Source organism: Thalassobacter stenotrophicus, from assembly GCF_001458315.1.
Classification (GTDB): domain Bacteria; phylum Pseudomonadota; class Alphaproteobacteria; order Rhodobacterales; family Rhodobacteraceae; genus Thalassobacter; species Thalassobacter stenotrophicus.
Genome location: NZ_CYRX01000025.1, coordinates 187,699 through 208,216 on the forward strand (window position 1 = coordinate 187,699; position 20,518 = coordinate 208,216).

At 60.1% G+C, this 20,518-nt stretch carries 16 protein-coding genes; 8 read left to right on the forward strand and 8 right to left on the reverse strand.

What is annotated here, in order from left to right; all coding sequences use genetic code 11:
- The first annotated feature begins 29 nt into the window (after nucleotides 1–29).
- From THS5294_RS08040 to trpB, 5 genes are all read left to right on the forward strand, one after another.
- Nucleotides 30–1,061, forward strand: coding sequence for a fatty acid desaturase (locus THS5294_RS08040; RefSeq protein ID WP_058123350.1), 1,032 nt, complete (start codon nucleotides 30–32; stop codon nucleotides 1,059–1,061).
- Between the two features lie 293 nt (nucleotides 1,062–1,354).
- The gene (gene ihfB, locus THS5294_RS08045) at nucleotides 1,355–1,642 is read left to right on the forward strand and encodes an integration host factor subunit beta (RefSeq protein WP_058123351.1); all 288 of its coding nucleotides are present in this window, start codon (nucleotides 1,355–1,357) and stop codon (nucleotides 1,640–1,642) included.
- A gap of 3 nt (nucleotides 1,643–1,645) precedes the next feature.
- A complete protein-coding gene (locus THS5294_RS08050; protein ID WP_058123352.1) occupies nucleotides 1,646–1,996 on the forward strand; it encodes a LapA family protein in 351 nt (116 codons plus the stop codon).
- Nucleotides 1,997–2,004: 8 nt separating this feature from the next.
- On the forward strand, nucleotides 2,005–2,652 hold the full coding sequence (locus THS5294_RS08055) for a phosphoribosylanthranilate isomerase (protein WP_058123353.1): 648 nt from the start codon (nucleotides 2,005–2,007) through the stop codon (nucleotides 2,650–2,652).
- A 106-nt stretch (nucleotides 2,653–2,758) separates the two neighbouring features.
- Nucleotides 2,759–3,991: a tryptophan synthase subunit beta gene (gene trpB, locus THS5294_RS08060; RefSeq protein ID WP_038006468.1), complete on the forward strand. Its 1,233-nt coding sequence runs from the start codon at nucleotides 2,759–2,761 to the stop codon at nucleotides 3,989–3,991.
- 136 nt (nucleotides 3,992–4,127) lie between these two features.
- Here trpB and THS5294_RS08065 read toward each other — a convergent pair whose 3' ends face one another.
- The 6 genes from THS5294_RS08065 to truA form a co-directional block, all read right to left on the reverse strand.
- Complete coding sequence (locus tag THS5294_RS08065) at nucleotides 4,128–4,511, reverse strand: DUF2237 family protein (protein WP_058123354.1); 384 nt, start codon at nucleotides 4,509–4,511, stop codon at nucleotides 4,128–4,130.
- An 18-nt stretch (nucleotides 4,512–4,529) separates the two neighbouring features.
- Nucleotides 4,530–5,576 carry a DUF2332 domain-containing protein gene (locus tag THS5294_RS08070; protein WP_058123355.1) on the reverse strand — a complete coding sequence of 349 codons (1,047 nt, stop codon included), beginning with the start codon at nucleotides 5,574–5,576 and terminating at the stop codon, nucleotides 4,530–4,532.
- Nucleotides 5,573–6,265: an aminoacyl-tRNA hydrolase gene (gene pth, locus THS5294_RS08075; RefSeq protein WP_058123356.1), complete on the reverse strand. Its 693-nt coding sequence runs from the start codon at nucleotides 6,263–6,265 to the stop codon at nucleotides 5,573–5,575. Before pth ends, THS5294_RS08070 begins: the two co-directional genes overlap by 4 nt.
- Before the next feature lie 140 nt (nucleotides 6,266–6,405).
- The gene (locus THS5294_RS08080; RefSeq protein WP_038006476.1) at nucleotides 6,406–7,038 is read right to left on the reverse strand and encodes a 50S ribosomal protein L25/general stress protein Ctc; all 633 of its coding nucleotides are present in this window, start codon (nucleotides 7,036–7,038) and stop codon (nucleotides 6,406–6,408) included.
- 173 nt (nucleotides 7,039–7,211) lie between these two features.
- Nucleotides 7,212–8,378 (reverse strand): alpha-hydroxy acid oxidase, encoded by a 1,167-nt coding sequence (locus THS5294_RS08085; protein ID WP_058123357.1) that lies wholly within the window; start codon nucleotides 8,376–8,378, stop codon nucleotides 7,212–7,214.
- Between the two features lie 272 nt (nucleotides 8,379–8,650).
- Complete coding sequence (gene truA / locus THS5294_RS08090; RefSeq protein WP_058123358.1) at nucleotides 8,651–9,421, reverse strand: tRNA pseudouridine(38-40) synthase TruA; 771 nt, start codon at nucleotides 9,419–9,421, stop codon at nucleotides 8,651–8,653.
- A 96-nt stretch (nucleotides 9,422–9,517) separates the two neighbouring features.
- On the opposite strand from truA, the gene THS5294_RS08095 reads away from it, so the two are divergent.
- The 3 genes from THS5294_RS08095 to ileS all read left to right on the forward strand — a co-directional run bounded on the left by THS5294_RS08095 (nucleotide 9,518) and on the right by ileS (nucleotide 15,078).
- Nucleotides 9,518–10,918 (forward strand): YcjX family GTP-binding protein, encoded by a 1,401-nt coding sequence (locus THS5294_RS08095; protein ID WP_058123359.1) that lies wholly within the window; start codon nucleotides 9,518–9,520, stop codon nucleotides 10,916–10,918.
- A gap of 10 nt (nucleotides 10,919–10,928) precedes the next feature.
- A complete protein-coding gene (locus THS5294_RS08100) occupies nucleotides 10,929–11,966 on the forward strand; it encodes a YcjF family protein (protein WP_058123360.1) in 1,038 nt (345 codons plus the stop codon).
- Between the two features lie 208 nt (nucleotides 11,967–12,174).
- The gene (ileS, locus tag THS5294_RS08105) at nucleotides 12,175–15,078 is read left to right on the forward strand and encodes an isoleucine--tRNA ligase (RefSeq protein WP_058123361.1); all 2,904 of its coding nucleotides are present in this window, start codon (nucleotides 12,175–12,177) and stop codon (nucleotides 15,076–15,078) included.
- 95 nt (nucleotides 15,079–15,173) lie between these two features.
- Here the strand turns inward: ileS and THS5294_RS08110 are convergent, their stop codons facing one another.
- The gene (locus tag THS5294_RS08110) at nucleotides 15,174–19,130 is read right to left on the reverse strand and encodes an efflux RND transporter permease subunit (protein ID WP_058123362.1); all 3,957 of its coding nucleotides are present in this window, start codon (nucleotides 19,128–19,130) and stop codon (nucleotides 15,174–15,176) included.
- Entirely contained in the window at nucleotides 19,127–20,383 is a 1,257-nt protein-coding gene (locus tag THS5294_RS08115) for an efflux RND transporter periplasmic adaptor subunit (protein ID WP_038006485.1), read from the reverse strand. Before THS5294_RS08115 ends, THS5294_RS08110 begins: the two co-directional genes overlap by 4 nt.
- Nucleotides 20,384–20,518 lie beyond the last annotated feature (135 nt).

Below are 20,518 nucleotides of genomic sequence, written 5' to 3' on the forward strand. Positions count from 1 at the left end.
CGTACCGAAGCACTAAAAAAAGCAGGCACATGTTAAATACCGCTGAGACGTCGCGCCCCCAGACCGAAACAAAGCCGGCCCGGGACTGGGTTAAAACACTTGCCAAATATCGCGAGCCGAACATGTCGCGCAGTTCCTTTGAACTTGCGGTGACGGTGGGTCCGTTTTTGATGCTGTGGGTTCTTGCGTGGTACGCAATGTCCTACAGCTATTGGCTGACGCTGATGATTTCGTTGGTAAATTCCGCGTTTCTGCTGCGGTTGTTCTGTATTCAGCACGACTGTGGGCATGGCTCGTTCTTTGCGAACCGCACTGTAAACGATTGGCTGGGGCGCGTGATCGGGGTGTTCACGCTGACGCCTTATGATGTGTGGCGCCGGTCGCATTCCATTCATCATAGTGCGGCAGGTAATCTTGCACGCCGCGGTATCGGGGATGTCGCGACTCTGACAGTTGCTGAATACCATGCGCTGCCGCCGTTGAACCGGATGATGTATCGCCTGTACCGGAACCCCATTGTTCTGTTCTGCCTTGGGCCTGGATACTTGTTCTTTATCCAAAACCGGCTGCCGCTAGGCCTAATGGGGCACGTCAAATACTGGGTAAGCGCGATGCTTACGAACCTAGCGATCGTCGCTTGGGTTGCCCTTTTGGTGTATTTCGGCGGGCTCGTTCCGGTGGTTCTGATCTTCTTGCCGTCGACACTGTTGGCCGCAACCGCTGGGGTTTGGCTGTTCTACGTCCAACACCAGTTTGAAACGACACATTGGGAAGTCGAAGAAAGCTGGGACCTGCACGACGCAGCCCTGCATGGCAGCTCGCAATACATGTTGCCCCCGGTTTTGCAGTGGCTGAGTGCGAACATCGGCATCCACCACGTACATCACCTTTATAGCCGCATCCCGTTCTACAGGCTCCCAGAAGTCATCCGAGATCACGGTGAACTGGCTGAGATCAACCGTATGACAATCCGCGAAAGCCTAGCTTGCGTGCGTTTGCACCTGTGGGATGAAAAGGCAAAGCGTCTTGTGTCCTTTGCACAGGTTCGCGCACCAGCCTAGGCAAGTGCCTTGGGCTGCGCGCGGTCGTCGCGCGGCCCCTGCTGAGCGGTGAACTGGAGGGCGACTCACATGGCTGTGATTCTCCCTTTTGACGCCTCAGCGTTCACTGAGATGCCTAGATTTGCTCCCCTAGTGGTTGTATTTGCAGGCAAACCCCTGCGGAACGGCAATTTTTCGGCCCTAAACTTCCATTAGGGCGTTCCGTTAACACGTCAATAATGTCTAAAGTGTTGCAGCAGGACGGGTTCTATTGATCGAACCTCGCCTGGGGTGACTTTGGGAGGACACACCACATGATACGCTCTGAGCTCATTCAAAAAATTGCAGATGAAAACCCCCATCTGTACCAACGGGACGTGGAGCGGATTGTGAACACGATCTTCGAAGAAATCATCGAGGCTATGGCCGATGGTGACCGGGTTGAGCTTCGTGGCTTTGGTGCATTCTCTGTGAAAAAGCGCGATGCACGTTTGGGGCGTAACCCCCGGACCGGTGACGCCGTCGAGGTTGAAGAAAAGCATGTGCCATTCTTCAAAACCGGCAAGCTGTTGCGCGATCGTTTGAACGGACATGAGGACTAAGATATGCGCCTAATCCGCTACGCAGTGTTGGCCGTTATCGCGATTTGCCTGTTGGTGATCGCGCTTGCGAACCGGGGGGAAGTGACCCTCAACCTGCTGCCTGGCGAATTGTTGCAATTCTGGCCCTTCGCGAACTCTGTCACAGTCCCGCTCTATGCGGTGATATTTGCGGGCATCGCGATGGGTGTGCTTTTGGGCTTCGTGTGGGAATGGGTGCGTGAGCATAAGCACCGCGCAGAAGCCTCCCGCGCCAAGAAGGAAGCTGCGAAGCTTCAGCGCGAGATTAAGAAGGTCCAAAAGGCCGATGGCACGACGGCGGATGACGTTCTGGCTATTGTGGATGGGACGCGCTAGGCCGGGCCATGCCAACTGATATTCGTGTAAAGATCTGCGGCTTGTGCCGCCCCGAGGACGTGACTGCCGTAGCAGACGCAGGCGCCTCGTATGGTGGCTTCGTTTTCTTTCCCAAGTCGCCGCGGAACGTTTCAATCGCTCAGGCGCGGGACCTCGCGCTGGGTGCGCCGGTGGGCTTGGCTAAGGTTGCCTTGGTGGTGAACGCGGATGATGCCATGTTGGACGCGATCACCGCAGAGGTGCCGCTGGATATGCTGCAATTACACGGCTCCGAAAGCCCTGCGCGCGTGGCCGAGGTCAAGGCGCGCTATGGTCTGCCTGTGATGAAAGCTGTGGGCGTCGGTGGTCCCGAAGATTTAGCGGCGATCGACGTTTATGCCGAAGTGGCCGATCAGTTGTTGATCGACGCAAAGCCGCCCAAAGGGGCGGACCTGCCGGGCGGCAATGGCCTGGCGTTTGATTGGCAGCTGCTCGCGGGGCGCAAATACTGGTCCGTGCCGTGGATGCTGGCAGGGGGGCTGACGCCCCACAACGCCGCCGAAGCCGTCTTGCGGACCGGCACCCGACAGTTGGATGTATCATCCGGTGTCGAAAGCGCCCCGGGCGTCAAAGATGCCGCGCAAATCGCCGCTTTTGTAGCGGCCGCACAGGCCTAAACTAGGGCACAAAACTCCCGAATATTGCGACCAGTTCACTGCTGGTCCCTTGCCCCCTCGTGCCCGCTGCCCTACACCCAATTCAACGCGCAACGGGGAGACGACCATGGCCGAAGATTTCGTGAATTCCTACTTCACCGGACCTGATGAAAATGGTCGCTTTGGCGACTTTGGGGGGCGTTTCGTATCCGAGACGCTGATGCCGCTGATCCTAGAGCTGGAAGCTCAGTATGAGCACGCCAAGACTGACGACAGTTTCTGGGCCGAGATGCACCACCTGTGGACCCATTACGTGGGTCGGCCCAGCCCGCTTTATCATGCAGAGCGGCTGACCGAGATGCTGGGCGGGGCCAAGATTTACCTCAAGCGGGATGAGCTGAACCACACCGGCGCGCACAAGATTAACAACGTTCTGGGGCAGATCATTCTGGCCCGTCGCATGGGCAAGACACGTATCATTGCCGAAACTGGCGCGGGTCAGCACGGCGTTGCGACCGCGACGGTTTGCGCGAAATTTGGTCTCAAGTGTGTGGTTTACATGGGCGCGCACGACGTGGAACGTCAGGCACCAAACGTGTTCCGCATGCGGCTTTTGGGAGCGGAAGTTATCCCAGTGACCTCTGGCCGTGGCACGCTCAAGGACGCGATGAACGACGCGCTGCGCGATTGGGTGACCAATGTGGCCGACACGTTCTATTGTATTGGTACCGTCGCGGGGCCGCATCCGTACCCCGCCATGGTCCGCGATTTTCAGGCCATTATCGGTCAGGAAACGCGTGAACAGATCATGCAAGCCGAGGGGCGTCTGCCCGACACGATCATCGCGGCCATCGGTGGTGGCTCGAACGCGATGGGCCTGTTCTACCCGTTCCTCGACGACAAAGATGTTGCGATCATCGGGGTTGAGGCTGGCGGCAAGGGCGTCAACGAAAAGATGGAGCATTGCGCGTCGCTTACTGGTGGACGTCCCGGCGTTTTGCACGGCAACCGGACATACCTTCTGCAAGATGACGATGGCCAAATCCTCGAAGGGTTTTCGATCTCGGCGGGGTTGGATTATCCCGGCATCGGACCAGAGCACGCTTGGCTGCATGATATTGGTCGCGCTCAATACGTGTCGATTACGGATGTTGAGGCGCTGGACGCGTTCCAAGTCTGTTGTGCGCAAGAGGGGATTATCCCCGCGCTTGAGCCGTCTCATGCCTTGGCACACGTCCTCAAGATTGCGCCGACCCTGCCCAAAGACCACCTGTTGGTCATGAACATGTGCGGTCGCGGTGATAAGGATATCTTTACGGTAGCTGCCGCCTTGGGCATGGAAATGAACAACGGCGCCTAGGCTTCAAACGAATTGCAGGGTCCATCAGGCGAGTGATGGACCCTGCAACAGGCGCAAGCCTCAGATATCAAACCAGGCTATCCCGGTTGATACGTTCGACTGTACCCACGCAACCCAAGGTTGCAATCCACCAAAATCAAATAATTGAATATTGCTCGAGGATCTCGAGAGGCACGATTTCCGTCGCGGCGAGGTGCGTGCTTGCTAGTTTTACGTGCGGTGCAACGCCTTCATCGTGTGCCTGCATGAACCGCGTGGCGCACAAGCACCATTGATCACCGGCTTTGAGACCTGGAAAATTGAACTCTGGGCGTGGGGTGCTTAGATCATTTCCAAGGTATTTCGAATAGGCCAAAAACGCATCTGTCATCACGGCACAAACCGTGTGACTGCCTCTGTCCAGCAAAGACGTATCGCAGCACCCGTTGCGATAGAACCCGGTCACAGGGTCAAGTGAGCAGGCCTGCAATGTCTCCCCCAAGACGTTGGTCGAGGGAAATGGATCGGTTTGATTTACCATAGTATTTCCTTTTTTGTCTCAGGTAGGCGACGGCAGCGCCCAGTCCACCCAGCGGCCGTGAAAACATGCCCGTCCGGCGGCATAAGTCTCATTCCCGGGCCAGCAGCGTAGCGTGAGGCAGGCCCCCGGCGCCTCTGAGCCATCAGCCTCCATTGCGAACCAGATAAGCGGATCCGCAGCCGTGGCCTTTTCGCCCGCAGCCTCAATCGCGATGCGCGCGCGGTGTTGAACAGGTGCGGGGAAATACTGCCAAGCAATCGTGTGAAAAATCAGCCGTGTAGCCGCCGGGGCGGGGAGGTCCAATTGTGCCTCGATCCAATCTGCCGCGTCGCCTGCGTCCACGTGGGCAGGGGGCAACGCCATCGCCGCGCGGGTGCGGGTCAGTCGCTCAGGCTGATCCGGCCACAGGTAAGCCAACAGTCGCAACCGATCGTCGGCCGCGTGTAGGTTGGGTGGTGCAAGGTCCACACCTCGTCGCGCCATAACAATCGGCTCTGCATTTGGCGGCAGCGCGCCGCGCCAATCGGGGGCTAACTCAACAGGGGCCCCTAGTGGGCCAAAGCGTACATTCTGCGCCTCTAACCCGTATGCGTCCCAGTGCAGGTTTAAACCCGCGCTTGCGCCCAATTCCAACAAATGCAGTGGCAGGCCAAAACGGGCGGCTGCCCACTGGCCCGCGGCCCTTACAACAGCTGCGCGGCGGATTTCGTTGGTTTGCGGAGCAGACTTCATCCAGTCGGTTAACCACGTATCATGCCCCTGAAGTGCCGCAAAAACAGCGGCCCAAAGTGTGCTATCGGCCACTTCATGGGGCGGGTACACCGCCTCTAACTCCGGGGCAATCCCGCGCAAAACAAGCGCATGCAAGCCACCCGCCAGCCGCAGTGGAATGGACGCTCCCGCAGGCCCCACATCACCCGGCCAAGCGTACAGCTTGGCCATCATAGGCGACGTTTCTGGCGCTAATTTCTCGCTGAGTATTGTCATGAGGCGCGCCATAAACGGCGACCCCAATGCGCTGCAATGGGCCGCCTGTGCGGCGAATGCGGCGTTCAGCGGTGTCACTTGAAACGGTCCATCAGCCGCTGCAAAGGAGAGGCGCTTGGGCTATCCCTCTCGGCCTTCGCTTGCACACCAGTTGGCGCATCACTGACCTGTTTCGGCTTCGAGCCGGTTGAGGGGCGCGGCGGTGCCACACGCAAAGCCACCGCATTTGAGAACCGCGCAGGATCGCCCCCCGCCAACGCAGCCGCCCCGTCTGAGCATCCACGCAAGACATCATCCAGCCAATCCGCCTCGGCCTTGGCAAAGTCCGACAACACATAGCCCGACACACGGTCCTTGTGCCCCGGATGGCCAATCCCCATCCGCACACGCTCATATTCGGGCCCAATATGTTGATGGATCGACCGCAGCCCATTGTGCCCCGCATGTCCGCCCCCAACCTTGATCCGCACTTTTCCGGGCGCAAGGTCCAGCTCATCATGGAACACCGTCACATCACCGGGCTCTAGCTTATAAAACCGCATCGCCGCACCGACAGATTGCCCGGACAGGTTCATAAACGTCTCAGGCTTCAACAGAACGACCTTCTCAGATCCAAGCCGCCCTTCACTTACACTGCCCTGAAACTTGCCCCGCCACGGCGCAAAGCCATGATCGTCCGCAATCCGATCTAGCGCCATGAATCCAATATTGTGCCGATTGTGCGCATACTTCGACCCCGGATTGCCCAACCCAACAAACAGACGCATCGCTCACCAATCCTTTGTTCCAGAAATACTCCGGGTGCGCGAGGGCTGGCCCTCGCTCCCGCACTCTACCAAGGGCACACCCAAAGAAAAAGCGCGCGAGGCTGACCTCACGCGCTTTCAAATCTCACAGCCAGAAGCGCTTACGCTTCAGCAGCAGCCTCATCAGACGCTTCGTCGTCAGCTTCGTTGTCAGCGGACCGCAGCCCCGAAGGTGCAGAGATGTTTGCAATCACAAAGTCACGGTCAATCGTTGCTGTGGCGCCTGCGGGCAGGTCCACACCGGAAATCGTCAGTGTGTCACCAACGTCCGCACCTTCCAGATCAACAACGATCTTTTCGGGAATGTCGCCAGCGGTCACAGTCAGTTCGACCTCAGGACGTACAACAGTCAAAACACCGCCGCGTTTGATGCCGGGGGCTTTGTCCTCGTTGATGAACTCAACGGGAATGAACAGCGCGATCTTGGACGTGCGACGCAGACGCATCAGGTCAACGTGTGTGGGCAGGTCTTTGACAACGTGACGCTGAACGCCGCGGCAGATGACGCGTACGTCTTCTTGGCCTTCGACCTTCAGGTTCCAAAGTGTCGACAGGAAACGGCCTGCCTTCAGCTTTTTCAACAGCTCGTTGAACGGGATGTTGATCGCCAATGGATCAGTGCCACCACCGTAAACTACGCCCGGCACCATGCCGTCGCGGCGTGCTTGACGGGCGGCTCCCTTGCCTGTCCCCGTACGTTCGTGTGCGATAAGATCAGGAATCTCTCCGGCCATATCGAATCTCCTTTAAGTTAAGGGCTTCCTCCAGGGTGCAAGCCCATGAAGGGCACGCGTTAGACGCCATTGCCCCATTTTACAAGGCCCATACTGCCCAAACCTGCGCAAAACACTCCAAAAACCAAAGGGCACGCCGCAGCGCACCCTTTCGCAATCCAGATACGGGGGGATCAGGCCTCCCAGCGGCCGCGGAAGTCGGCAGGGATCAACAAGTTGGAACGGCTCAATGCGTTCACGTCTGTCTCCCCACATAGGCCCATCGTGGTGTCCAACTCTTTGTGGATGACCTCCAACGCCTTGGTCACACCCGCCTCACCGGCGGCCCCCAGGCCATAGACAAACGCGCGGCCCACATAGGTGCCCTTCGCGCCCATCGCCATAGCTTTGAGCACGTCTTGGCCCGAGCGGATGCCACTATCCATGTGGACTTCAATCTGCTCGCCCACGGCGTCGACGATATCTGGCAACATACGGATGGACGACAACGCGCCATCCAACTGACGCCCGCCATGGTTGGACACAATAATCGCATCTGCCCCAACATTCACGGCCTTCCGGGCGTCCTCGACGTCCAAGATGCCTTTGACGATTATCTTGCCGCCCCACATCTTGCGCAACTGCGCGATCCGGTCCCAATCGAGCGCTTGATCAAACGCTTGCGCCGTCCATGACGATAGGCTGGATGGATCGGTCACCCCCTTTGCGTGGCCGACGATATTACCGAAAAACCGCCGCTTGGTGCCCAACATTCCAAGGCCCCAGCTCCACTTGGTCATCATGTCCGCAACACTGCGCACGGTCAGCTTTGGCGGAGCGGATAGACCATTTTTCAAATCCTTGTGCCGCTGGCCAAGCATCTGCAAGTCCACAGTAATCACGAGGGCCGAACAATTTGCGGCTCGTGCCCGGTCCATCAGGCGCTGCATAAAATCGTCGTCTTTCAGGGTATATACCTGAAACCAAAACGGCTTGGTCGTATTCTCTGCAACGTCCTCAATCGAACAAATCGACATGGTCGACAGCGTGAACGGCACGCCAAATTTTTCCGCGGCGCGGGCGGCCTTGATCTCACCATCGGCGCTTTGCATGCCGGTCAGGCCCACAGGAGCAAGGGCCACGGGCATTGCCACATCTTCGCCCAGCATCTGCGTTTTGGTCGTGCGGCCGGTCATATCCATGGCTACGCGCTGACGCAGGCGGATCTGATCAAAATCAGTGGTATTTTCGCGAAACGTCTGCTCGGTCCAGCTGCCGCTTTCGGCATAGTCATAAAACATTTTCGGAACGCGACGCTTATAAATACGCTTAAGATCGTCCACAGTCGTGATAACAGCCATTTCTCGCCCCTTAGTCTTAATTGGTAAGCCTATCTAACCAATTATGCCGCTTTCCTCAACGTGACACAAGCGCCGCGCTTTGGCGCAGAGTTCATCATTCCAAATCATGCCCCGCAACAGAAAAACGCGCCACAATCCCCTGTTAACTCAGCCAAAAGTACATTGAAATCCGCGATACGCGCAGCCCAATAGCTCCACGCCGCCTCCTTTGTTCCCAAAATACTCAAAAAACCGCGCAGCGCGTGCATCATGCACCCACCGTGCACAACAGATCAGCTGGCAAACGGGTCCACGTCGTAGCCAACGCCAACAAGGCTCAACCCCTGCGGCGGGGACACAGGCCCGCACCGGCTGCGATCGGCACTGGCCAAAACCTCGGCCACGTCCTCTGGTGCCCACGCACCGGCGCCGACGCGTTCCAAGGTTCCCACCATGGAACGGACCTGATTGTGCAAAAACGACCGTGCGCGGAACCGAAACTGAAATTCGCGACCTCCGGGGTAGGGGTGTTCGGTGACAATGACCTCATCAAGCGTTTTAACTGGCGACTTGGCTTGGCAAATCGACGCGCGGAAGGTCGTGAAATCATGCAGCCCCTCCAACATGCGTCCTGCGGTTTGCATCGGCTCCAAGGACAGGGGCCCCGGCACTTGCCACACGCGTCCTCGGTCGAATGTTACAGGCGCACGGCGCGCGATCAGCCGGAACAGATACCGCCGCTCGCGCGCAGAAAATCTGGCGTGCCAATCATCCGCAACAGGCTCAAGCGCTGTGATCGCGATGGGCGCGGGCTTGAGGTGATAGTTCAGCGCCTCACGCAGGCGAAACGGCTCCCACGGGCGGGTCATATCCGCGTGGGCCACCTGACCCGTCGCATGAACGCCTGCATCGGTGCGCCCCGCCGCCGCAATCGAGGGCACATCAGGGTCAAGCCGCCGCAGCGCTTCCTCCAGCGTTTGTTGCACACTGGCGGGGCCATCTTGGCGTTGCCACCCTGCAAAGGGGCCGCCGTCGTATTCCACTATCATCGCATATCTGGGCATGGCGTGGGCCTAGCCTGCGAAACTGCGCGCGACAAGACCCTACACAAAACCGGCCCCCCATGCTTATGTTCCAATGGGGCCAAAGAAAGGGCTGATATGGTAGTGGATCGAGTGGCGGACGCGCTGTTGCGCGGCGTTGAAGGAGTGTCTGACAAAGTTTCTGGTGCGCTCTTTGAACCGACGATCCGCCTCGGTGTTACTGGGCTCAGCCGCGCGGGCAAAACCGTCTTTATCACCTCACTGATCGCCAATCTGATCGAGCGGGGGCGCATGCCCGGGCTCAGTCCCCAGATTGAAACCGCCTTTCTTCAGCCGCAACCAAACGACACTGTCGCGCGCTTTGACTATGAGGCGCATCTCGCGGCCCTCACCGGTCCCACGCCGCATTGGCCCGAGGGCACGCGCACGGTGTCTGAGTTGCGGTTGTCGATCAAGGTTCGGCCTGGTGGGCTGCTCGGCGGGCTGCAAGGGCCGCGCACCGTACATCTGGATATCGTGGATTATCCCGGCGAGTGGGTCTTGGATTTGGCGTTGCTGGATATGGACTATGCGGCGTGGTCGCATCGTACGATGGCACGGCTGGCCGCGTGGGGGGCAACGGACACGCTTGCGGAGCTGCGCGGTGTCGATAGTGCCGCCAAACATTCTGAGCCAACGGCGCAGAAACTGGCGCAAACCTACACCGCGGCTCTTCATGCGGCGCGCGCGCAAGGCGCCCAAGACTGTACGCCGGGTCGCTTTATTTTGCCCGGTGATCTTGCGGGTTCACCCGCGCTGACGTTTGTGCCGCTTGATGCGCCGACCATGGCGCGCGGCTCATTGGGGCGCGAAATGGCCCGCCGGTATGAGGCTTACAAAGCGCGCGTCGTGCAGCCGTTCTTTCGCGATCATTTTGCGCGCTTGGACCGTCAGATCATTCTGATCGACGTTTTGGGCGCGCTGCACGCAGGCCCGCGTGCGGTGGATGAATTGCGCGTCGCCATGGCCGATCTGCTGGGCGCATTCAAACCCGGGCGCAACGCGTTTCTGAGCCGTTTGTTGATGCGGCGGCGTGTGGATAAGGTCCTTTTTGCCGCGACTAAGGCCGACCATCTTCATCACACACAACACGCGCAATTGACGGCGTTGACCTCCGCACTCGTGCAGGAGGCTCGCGCCCGCTTCGATTTTTCCGGCGCAAGAACCCATGCGATGTCCATCGCGGCCTTACGGACAACATCCGAGGAACTCCGCACCCATGGAGGCCATGAGTTGGGCGTTGTGCGGGGCCATTTGTTGGATACCGGCAAGGAGGCCGCGCTATACCCCGGCCTGTTGCCGGCCAACCCGGATCAACTGCTGAACCCCGCGCGCAGCGGCGCGCCGACGTGGTTGGATGCGGAGTATAACATCATGCGGTTTCAGCCCGCGCCGAACAGCTTGCGGCCCGGTGCCGGCCCCCCACATATCCGCATGGACCGCGCCGCGGAGTTCCTGCTCGCGGATCGGTTGCGGTAAGGAGATCGCGATGCCCAAGTCCAAAGGCCCCAAGTCCGGTCCGGTCTTTTTTGACCTTGATGCAGAGGGTAACGCCGATACGTTTGCAGGCGGACAGTCCCATCCGGCGGACGCGCCGCCCGTGCCCGAGACGATGCCCGAAATGGCCCCCGACGGGCACGCGATGCAGAGTGTCGCAGCATTAGCCGCGCGGCGACCTTCGGTTTTGGCACGGCTGTTCTGGGGCCTGCTCCTGTCGCTTTTGACGTTTGTGATATCAGTTGCGGCATGGGGTTTCGTGACGGACCTATTGGCCGCAAACCCTGTTCTGGGCTGGATCGCGACCGGCTTAGGCGCGTCCTTTGTTACGGTTCTGGCGGTGATCGCGGTGCGCGAGTTCGCGACACTTGCGCGGCTCAAGCGGATCGATGGGATCAAGGCGGCTGCCGCAGAAGTGACCGACCTGACCGCTGCGCGCGCGCTGACGGCGCGGTTGACCGCGCTTTATGCGGGGCGCGCGGATATGCGGTGGGGGCAGGACCGTCTGGCAGAGGCAAACGCCGATGTGTTCGACGCCGACGCGCAACTCGCGCTGGCTGAGACCGCGTTGCTCGCCCCCTTAGATGCCCGCGCCACCCGTGAGGTTGAAGCCGCCGCCCGCCAAGTTGCAACCGTAACGGCCTTGGTCCCGCTTGCGCTGGCGGATGTGGTTGCCGCCCTTGTCGCGAACCTTCGGATGATCCGCCGCATCGCTGAGATTTACGGCGGGCGCGGGGGGGTGCTGGGCAATTTGCGGCTGACGCGCTCGGTGCTCACGCACCTTGTGGCGACGGGGGCGGTGGCGGTGGGTGATGATCTGATCAGCTCGGTCGCCGGGGGCGGGTTACTGTCCAAGGTGTCACGTCGGTTTGGCGAAGGCATCGTGAACGGGGCGCTGACCGCGCGTGTGGGTGTGGCCGCGATTGAGGTGTGCCGCCCTCTGCCCTTTGTGGCGCAATCCCGACCTTCGGTTTCGGGCGTCGTGGGCCGGGCGTTGACTGGGTTGTTCGGGTCTAAAGCCGAAGGCTAATGGCCCATAAAACGGCAGACAGAACTGGCGGTGTTCTTGGGTTGTCGGGTCGCGGATGGGTGCCTATAAGGGCTTCCATGTTGGGTCGCTTGATTATTTTTCGAATTATGTCCCCGGCGCTCTGAACGTTGAGCCGCCGGGCAAAGGCGTATGAGACCTCGCGCCGCCGCACCCCAAAACCCCTTTATGACATTTAGGATGACGCGCGATGACCGCCGAGACCCCCGACACACCCCTTGACTACAAAGACACCCTGAACCTGCCAAAAACGGATTTTCCGATGCGGGCAGGTCTGCCCAAGCGTGAGCCCGAGTGGCTGGCACGCTGGCAAGCGCTTGACGTATATGGCCAGTTGCGCCAGCGCCCGGGCCGCACACCCTTTACGCTGCACGACGGCCCGCCCTATGCCAACGGCAACCTCCACATCGGTCACGCGCTGAACAAAATCCTTAAGGATATGGTTGTCCGTTCGCAGCAAATGCAGGGCCGCGATGCGCGCTATATCCCCGGCTGGGACTGCCACGGTTTGCCCATCGAGTGGAAGATCGAGGAAAAGTACCGCCAGAAGGGCCGTGATAAGGACGCTGTGGATGTCATTGAATTCCGTCAAGAATGTCGGGATTTTGCGCGCGGTTGGGTTGATATCCAGCGCGAAGAATTCAAGCGGCTCGGGATCACGGGCAACTGGGACCAACCCTACCTGACGATGGATTTCCACGCCGAGCGCGTGATCGCAGAGGAATTTCAGACCTTTGTGATGAACGGTTCGCTCTACCAAGGGTCCAAGCCGGTGATGTGGTCCCCGGTTGAAAAAACCGCGCTGGCGGAGGCTGAGGTCGAATACCATGAGCGTCAGTCAGAGGCGATCTGGGTGCCGTTTGAAGTGGTCGCAGGTGGTGCCGATCTGGGCGCGCGGTGCAAGGTCGTGATCTGGACGACCACGCCATGGACCATCCCACAGAACCGCGCGATCTGCTTTGGGTCGCGCATCTCGTATGGTTTGTATGAGGTCACTGGCCGGCCCGAGGAATGCTGGGCTACCATCGGGGCGCGTTATTTGCTGGCTGACGATCTGGCCGAAGAGGCACTGGGTGCCGCCCGTTTGACGCCCGATATGTATCGCCGTGTGCGCGATGTATCGGCGGATGAATTGGCCAAGATCACCTGTGCTCACCCCCTGCGCGGTGCCGAAGGCGCGGCGGGCGAATGGGATTTTGACGTGCCGCTTTTGGCGGGGGATCACGTCACGGATGATGCGGGTACGGGCTTTGTCCACACTGCGCCCAGCCACGGTGACGATGACTATGCCATCGGCGTGACGCACAAACTGCCGATGACCTACAACATCCTTGATGACAGCTCTTTCCGGGCTGACCTGCCGTTTTTCGCGGGCGAGCAAGTGATCCGTCCCAACGGCAAACCCGGTGGCGCGAACAAAGCTGTCATTGCCAAGCTGATCGAGGTTGGGGGCATCTTGGCCTCGCGGCGGATCACGCTGAAGGATGCGCATTCGTGGCGCTCTAAGGCGCCGGTGATCCGGTTGAACCGTCCGCAATGGTTTGCGGCGATCGACGTACCGCTGAACGATGGCATGGACGAGTATGGCAAAACCATCCGCGAACGCGCCCTGACGTCCATTGATCAGTTGGTGACGTGGACGCCTCAAACCGGGCGCAACCGGTTGCATTCGATGATCGAGGCGCGCCCCGACTGGGTGCTGTCGCGCCAACGCGCTTGGGGTGTGCCGCTGACCTGCTTTACCAAGGTCGGTGCGGCGCATGACGATCCCGATTTCTTGTTGCGCAACGCTGAGGTCAACGCCCGCATTAATGCCGCGTTTGAGGCCGAGGGCGCGGACGCGTGGTACAAAGACGGGGCCAAGGAACGCTTCCTTGCGGGGATCGTAGATCCGAATGAATACAATCAGGTAATGGACATTCTTGATGTATGGTTCGATTCCGGTTCGACCCATGCCTTTACCCTGCGCGACCGCACCGACGGCTCGGATGATGGTTTGGCGGATCTGTACCTAGAGGGCACCGATCAGCACCGCGGTTGGTTCCATTCCTCTATGCTTCAGGCTTGCGGTACGCGGGGGCGTGCGCCCTATCGTGGCGTGCTGACCCACGGCTTTACGCTGGATGCCAAGGGCAACAAGATGTCCAAATCTGTTGGCAACACGGTTGCGCCTGAAAAGGTGGTCAAGCAGTACGGCGCCGACATCCTGCGGTTGTGGGTGGCGCAAGCTGACTACACTGTTGATCTGCGCATCGGTGACGAAATCCTCAAGGGCGTGGCCGATAGCTATCGGCGTTTGCGCAACACGATGCGGTTCTTATTGGGGGCGCTCTCGGATTTTTCCGACGCGGATCGCGTGGAGCCGGCCGATATGCCAGAGTTGGAACAATGGGTTTTGCACCGTCTGTCGGAATTGGATGAACAGGTACGCGCGGGTTATGATGCCTACGACTTCCCCGGTGTCTGGAACGCGGTGTTCCAGTTCTGTACGGTTGAGTTGTCGGCCTTCTATTTCGACGTGCGCAAAGATGCGTTGTATTGCGACGGTGATACGGCGCGACGTCGCGCGGCGCGGACGGTGTTGGACATCCTGTTCCACCGCCTGACCACGTGGCTTGCACCTGTGCTGGTGTTCACGATGGAAGAAGTCTGGTTGGAACGGAACCCCGGTGAAGGGGCCTCGGTCCACCTAGAGGACATCCCCGAGACACCCAGCACATGGCGCAATGAAGCGCTGGCCGCGAAGTGGTCCACCATCCGCGCGGTCCGCCGGGTCGTGACCGGCGCGCTAGAGATTGAGCGCCGCGAAAAGACCATCGGTGCGAGCCTAGAGGCGGCCCCGAGCGTGCACGTCGATGCGGCCACCAAGGCCGTGCTGGACACAGTGGACTTTGACGACATCTGCATCACCTCGGCGATCTCTGTCGCGGATGCGGGTGAGGGCGCGTTCACGTTGGACGATGTGCCGGGCGTGTCGGTGACCTTTGCCAAGGCAGAGGGCGAGAAATGCCAGCGGTGTTGGAAAATCCTGCCTGACGTCGGTACCCATGCGCACACCGGCGTGTGTGGTCGGTGTGACGACGCCCTTGGCTGACATCCGCCCAGTGGGCGCGCGCACCGCGCACTCCAAGTGCTTTGATCTCATTGAAAAGGCCCCCAAGAGGTAAACTCTTGGGGGCCTTTGTGTCTTTATTCAGCGGCGCGTAGCGGTGAGGGTGGTTTTGGATCATCAGCCCCCTCGGCCTCTGGCTCTGTGCTTGGCTCGGGCTCTTCGGGTGGTGCCTCTGCAACGGTTTCGTCCTCTGGCTCCTGCGGAGCCTCTTCAGTCGCGGCGTCCTCTGTCCAGATCATTTCGGGCAGGCCCCTGCGGCGGGCTGCGCGGCGTAGGGCAAAATCCTCAGCCGCTTGTGAACTGCGCCCAAGGCTGAGCCGCCCCAATAGACGCGCGAGCGCGAGCACGTAGTGCGTGGCCCAATACCGGATCGCCAGCATTGAGGGGGTAAAGATCAACGTCAGGATCGTTGCGATCCCGAGGCCGAACACCACCGCTGTTGCCAGCTGGATCCACCACAGGGCCGTCGGGCTTTGGAGCGAATACCCCCCGCCGATAAAGTCGAACGACAGGCCGAACATCATGGGGGCAAGGCCCGCCATTGTTGTTAGAGTTGTCAGCAGAACGGGGCGAATGCGTGCCTCCGCCGTGCGGGTGATCGCCTCAATCCGTGGCATGTAGCGCGCGTATTCTTGATAGGTGTCGATCAGCACAATGTTGTTGTTCACGACGATCCCCGCCAACGCGACGATCCCGGTCCCGGTCATGATGATCGAGAATGTCTGCCCCAAAAGCAGCATGCCCCACAACACACCCGCCGTAGACAAGACCACCGCAAGCAGGACCAAAACGGCGTTATAGACTGAGTTAAACTGCGCCAGCAGGATGATGAACATTAGGCCCAAGGCACCGATAAAGGCTTGGCTGAGGAAGGCTTGGCTTTCGGCTTGATCTTCTTGGTCGCCGGTCCATTCCCACGCGACAGTCGCGGGGAATGGATTGGTGTCGAGCCATTCGTTAAGGGTGGCGATCCGCTCATTCGGAGTGAGGGGAACATAAGTAACCTGTGACTTACCATCCGCAACGTCACGGCTGATTTGGTCCAGATTTGCGGTGCCGCGCAGCTCGGTGATGTTGTGATACGCCACGCTGTCCTGTGAGAGGCCCAGCAAGGCGCCGATCCCGGTGGCGCGGGTCACGAGTTGCAGGTTATACGGCTCACCCGCTGCGACCTGTTCGGGCGTCAGTTCGGAGCCCAGCCCGAGCGGGGCGGTGCCATCCTCAAGCGGTGCGCCGTCTGCGTCCAAGGGCGTCAGATCATAGATCAGAACGCCAGTCACGGCATTGGCCTTCACGTCGAAATAGCGTTTGCCGTCAAAGCGGTTGATCTCTGCCAAGCGCGGCACGGGCTGCCGGGTGATGAAGTTGGCAAGGGGCACCAGCCCGCCGGACGTGCGCACCTTGAGGCTATCGAGCGTCGAGAGAACGCGGTCTTTTTCCGGCAGGCGAACGCGGATCTCGATCTCTTCATCGGAGGAGGGGACCCGCATCGTATCGAGCAAGAGCCCCCGCGTGACCAATTGCACCATCGCGCCGACGGTCGCAACGTCCGCGCCAAAGCGGCCCGCCTTTTCGACGTCGACGGTGATTTCCCAGTCGATGCCGGGCAGGGGCAGGCTGTCTTCGATGTCGATGACGCCGGGAGTGGCGTTGAACTGGGCCAGCGTGCTTTGTGTGGCCGCTTGCAGGGCGATGGGATCATCGCCTGATAGCCGCAGGTGGATGGGCTTGCCGCTGGCGGGGCCACGGTCCTGTGCAATCAGGTCGGCCTTGATGCCCGGAATTGCACGCACGCGGGCCAGCAAATCCTCGGCGATTGTGTCCCCGTCAAACGCGGGGTCCACGATGGTTTTGTTCACCGTGTAGCCGATCAGGGGAATGTCGAACCACGGGGCCGAAACGGTTGGGCGATCTTCCCATGGGATCATTTCAATCGAGATTTGGCCGATGGTGTCGCGGGGCGGGGCGGAGCCGCCTGTGTTTTGGTTCAACCCGCCATCACCTGCGAAGGCAAAGGCCGATTGAATGCCCGAGGTTGCAAGCACCTCTGCCTCGGCGCGTTGGAGCAGACGGTCCTTTTCATCGAGCGAAAGGTTCCCGCGGGCACGAACATAAACGATTGCGGCTTCGGTCTCAGATTCGACGAAGAACTCAACACCGTTGTTGTTTTTGCCAAAGTAGCTGAACGTCGAAACCACAAAGATGATCACAGCCATCACCGCGACAATCGGCATGACAGGGTTGCCGACGATAGCGTGCATCAGCGTGCCAAAGGGCGTGCGGCGATAGCCCTGCACCTTGCGCGCCTTGCGGGCAATCGTGACCGAGCCAAGCGCCGTCGACATCAGCATCGCAGAAGCCACAAACAACAGCGCGCCGGGCAGGGTGGCGAGGACCGCAGGGGTCTCAGGCGATATGCCCAGGATGTAGCCGGGGTTGATGGTTTGCAGCGCAAAGGTGAACATCAGCCAGCCCGCAAAGACCGCGAGGATCAGGCGCGCCCAATAGGGCAGGATAGCCCGCAGGACGGCTGAGCCGCGCTCAAAAATGCGGCTAAGGCGGGCTGAGACGCCCCCGATCACAGGCAAGTAAACCAGGGCCACCACAAGGCTCGCCGAGAGGACGAAGATCAGCGTGACGGGCAGCATCCCCATGAATTCGCCGGGAACGCCGGGCCAAAATAGCATCGGAAGGAAGGCGCAAAGCGTGGTGGCAGTGGAGGAAACGACGGGCCAGAACATTCGCTTGGCCGCCTCGACAAAGGCCTGCATTGGGCCTTTGCCCTCTTGGATTTTCTTATCCGCGTATTCGACCACGACAATCGCGCCGTCCACGAGCATGCCGACCGCAAGGATCAGCCCGAACATCACGATGTTGGAAATCGCGATGCCCATGACTGCCAGAAGCGCAAAGCACAACAGGAATGAGGTCGGGATCGCGAAGCCCACCAGCAAAGCGGACCGGGTGCCTAGTGACGCCAGCACCACGATCATCACCAGTGCGATGGCCGTCAGGACCGAGCCTTCGAGCTGGGAGATCATCGAGCGGACCGTGCGTGACTGGTCCAACGTGGCCGAGACGCTGACCGCGCGTTGCAATTCGGTGGGCCATTGGGCGACTTCTGCGTCCACAACCGCGCGCACTTCGGCGGCGGTATCCATGATGTTGAACCCCTTGCGCTTGATCACCTGCAACGCAACCGTGGGCGCGCCGTTGTAGCGCGCGGTGCTGATGGGGTCTTCGAACGTCAGGTTGATCTGCGCCAGATCACCGAGTGTTACGACACGGTCGCCGTTGGTTTTGACCGGCAGGTTATAGACGTCTTCGGGGGCATCGAAGGAGGACGGGATTTTGACCGGGAACGCGCCTTGGTCGGTTTCTACCGCGCCCGCTGGCACCAAAAGGTTGTTGTTGGTTACGACGTTGATCAACTCACCAGCGGTGACGTTGTAGGCCTCTAGGGCGAGGGGGTCGATAATGACCTCCAGCATCTCATCGCGGTGACCGGCAAGTCCAACCTCAAGCACCGCGCCCATGCCTTCCAATTCTGTCTGTAGGTCTTGGGCCAGCCGCAGCAGGGTGCGTTCGGGCACCGGACCCGAGAGGCTGACGACCAGAATGGGGAACTCGGAGAAGTTAATCTCAGAGATTTCGTATTGCTCGCCACCCTCGGGGAATTCCGCCTCGGCTTGGTTCATCTTGTCGCGCACATCGGCGATGGTCGCGCTTTTGTCCCAGCCGAATTCGAACTCAAGGAAGATGCCCGCAAAACTCTCAGATGCGGTGGCCGTCATGCTTTGTAGGCCGTCTAGCTCTTTGAGCTTGGTTTCCATCGGCTTGACCAGCAGCTTTTCGCTGTCCGTGGCCGAGATGCCGGGGAAGGGGACCGAGACGAAGACGCCCGGAATGTCGATGTCCGGCTCACCCTCTTTGGGCAGGCCCACATAGGCCAACGTGCCCGCCATGATCGACAGGATCACGAAGGCTATGACCATGCGGGCCCGTTCAGCGGCCCAATCGACGATGCCTGTCATTGGCTGAGTTCCTCAAAACTGGGCACGACGGGCACGCCATCGGTCACGTATTCCTGACCGATCAGGATGACGTCTGCCGCCTCTGGTAAACCGCTAACCCATACGCCGTTGACTGTGTCGCGGATGACGGTGACGGCGGCAAACTGTGCGCGGCGTTCGGCATCAATGATGCGCACGCCCAGAACGCCCCGGTCATCCAGCGTCAGGGATGAGGCGGGCAAAAGATGCGCGCGCATCCCGCCCCCGGTGATCACGATTTCGGCCGTTTGGCCGTCACGCAGGGACCAGTCGGGGTTGGGCACGGTGACTTCGACGCGGAAGGTGCGGGTGGTTTCATCCGCCGAGCGGGCCAGAAACGTAACGTTGCCGCGCAAATCCTCGCCAGAGGCAAGCTGTGCGCCGGCATTCGCCCCGACCTCAATGAGGCCAAGCTGCGTTTCAGGGACAAAGCCCACCAGTTTAATGGGGTCCAACTGGATGACAGTGGCGCAAGGGTCACCCGCCTGCAAAAGCGATCCCAACTCGGCGCTATCGCTTTCCAACAGGCCAGAGAACGGTGCGCTGATGTCGAGTTTCCCGAGATCATCCTGCGCGCGGTCCACGGTGGCTTCGGCGGCACGGATACCCGCACCCGCACTTTCGAGGCCCGATTTGGCGGCACTCAGCGTGGCCTTGGCAGAGCTAAGCGCGGCTTCGGCGTTGGCCACGCGGGTGGCAGAGGCAAAGCCGCCCTCGGACAATTGGCTCGCTGCGACTTCATTGATTTCGGCTTCATGGACGCGGGCTTCCGCTTCGGCCACGCGTGCGGCGGCTTCTGGGACGCGGGCGCGAGCTTCGGCCAAACGCGCCTCGGCTTCCGCCAGTGTCGCGCCGCGGGTGCCGGGATCAAGGCGGCACAGCAATGTGCCCTGATCGACCCGGGCGCCCTTGCGCAGGGGTTCGGAGACAACCGTGCCACTCGTTTCGGCGCGCACGATAACATCGCGAGCCGCTTCGGTCTGACCGCGCAACAAAACAGCGTTTTCGATGTTCTGCGCGACAGAGGCGCGGGCCATCACGGCAATACCACCCGCTTCTGCGGTGCTTGAATTCGTCTGGGCGACCGTCTGCTGCGGTTGCGGTGCGGGCCCCTCAGGCGCGGCCTCTGCATCGGTATCCCGCCCGGCGAAATCAAACAGCACGTCCCGCTGGAGGACTGCAAAGAACAAAATAACGGTCACAAGAACGGCTGTAACCAGCGGAAAGAATTTCATTTAGGGCTCCAACGTAGGCGTTATGGCACGACCCGTGGGCTCAGGGTGCGGCTAAGCCTGCACTTTCTGAACCGGTCAGTTCAGGTTTATGCACTGTTGTCGTTTTTTGCAAGGTGTCGCGACGGATGCCTTTCG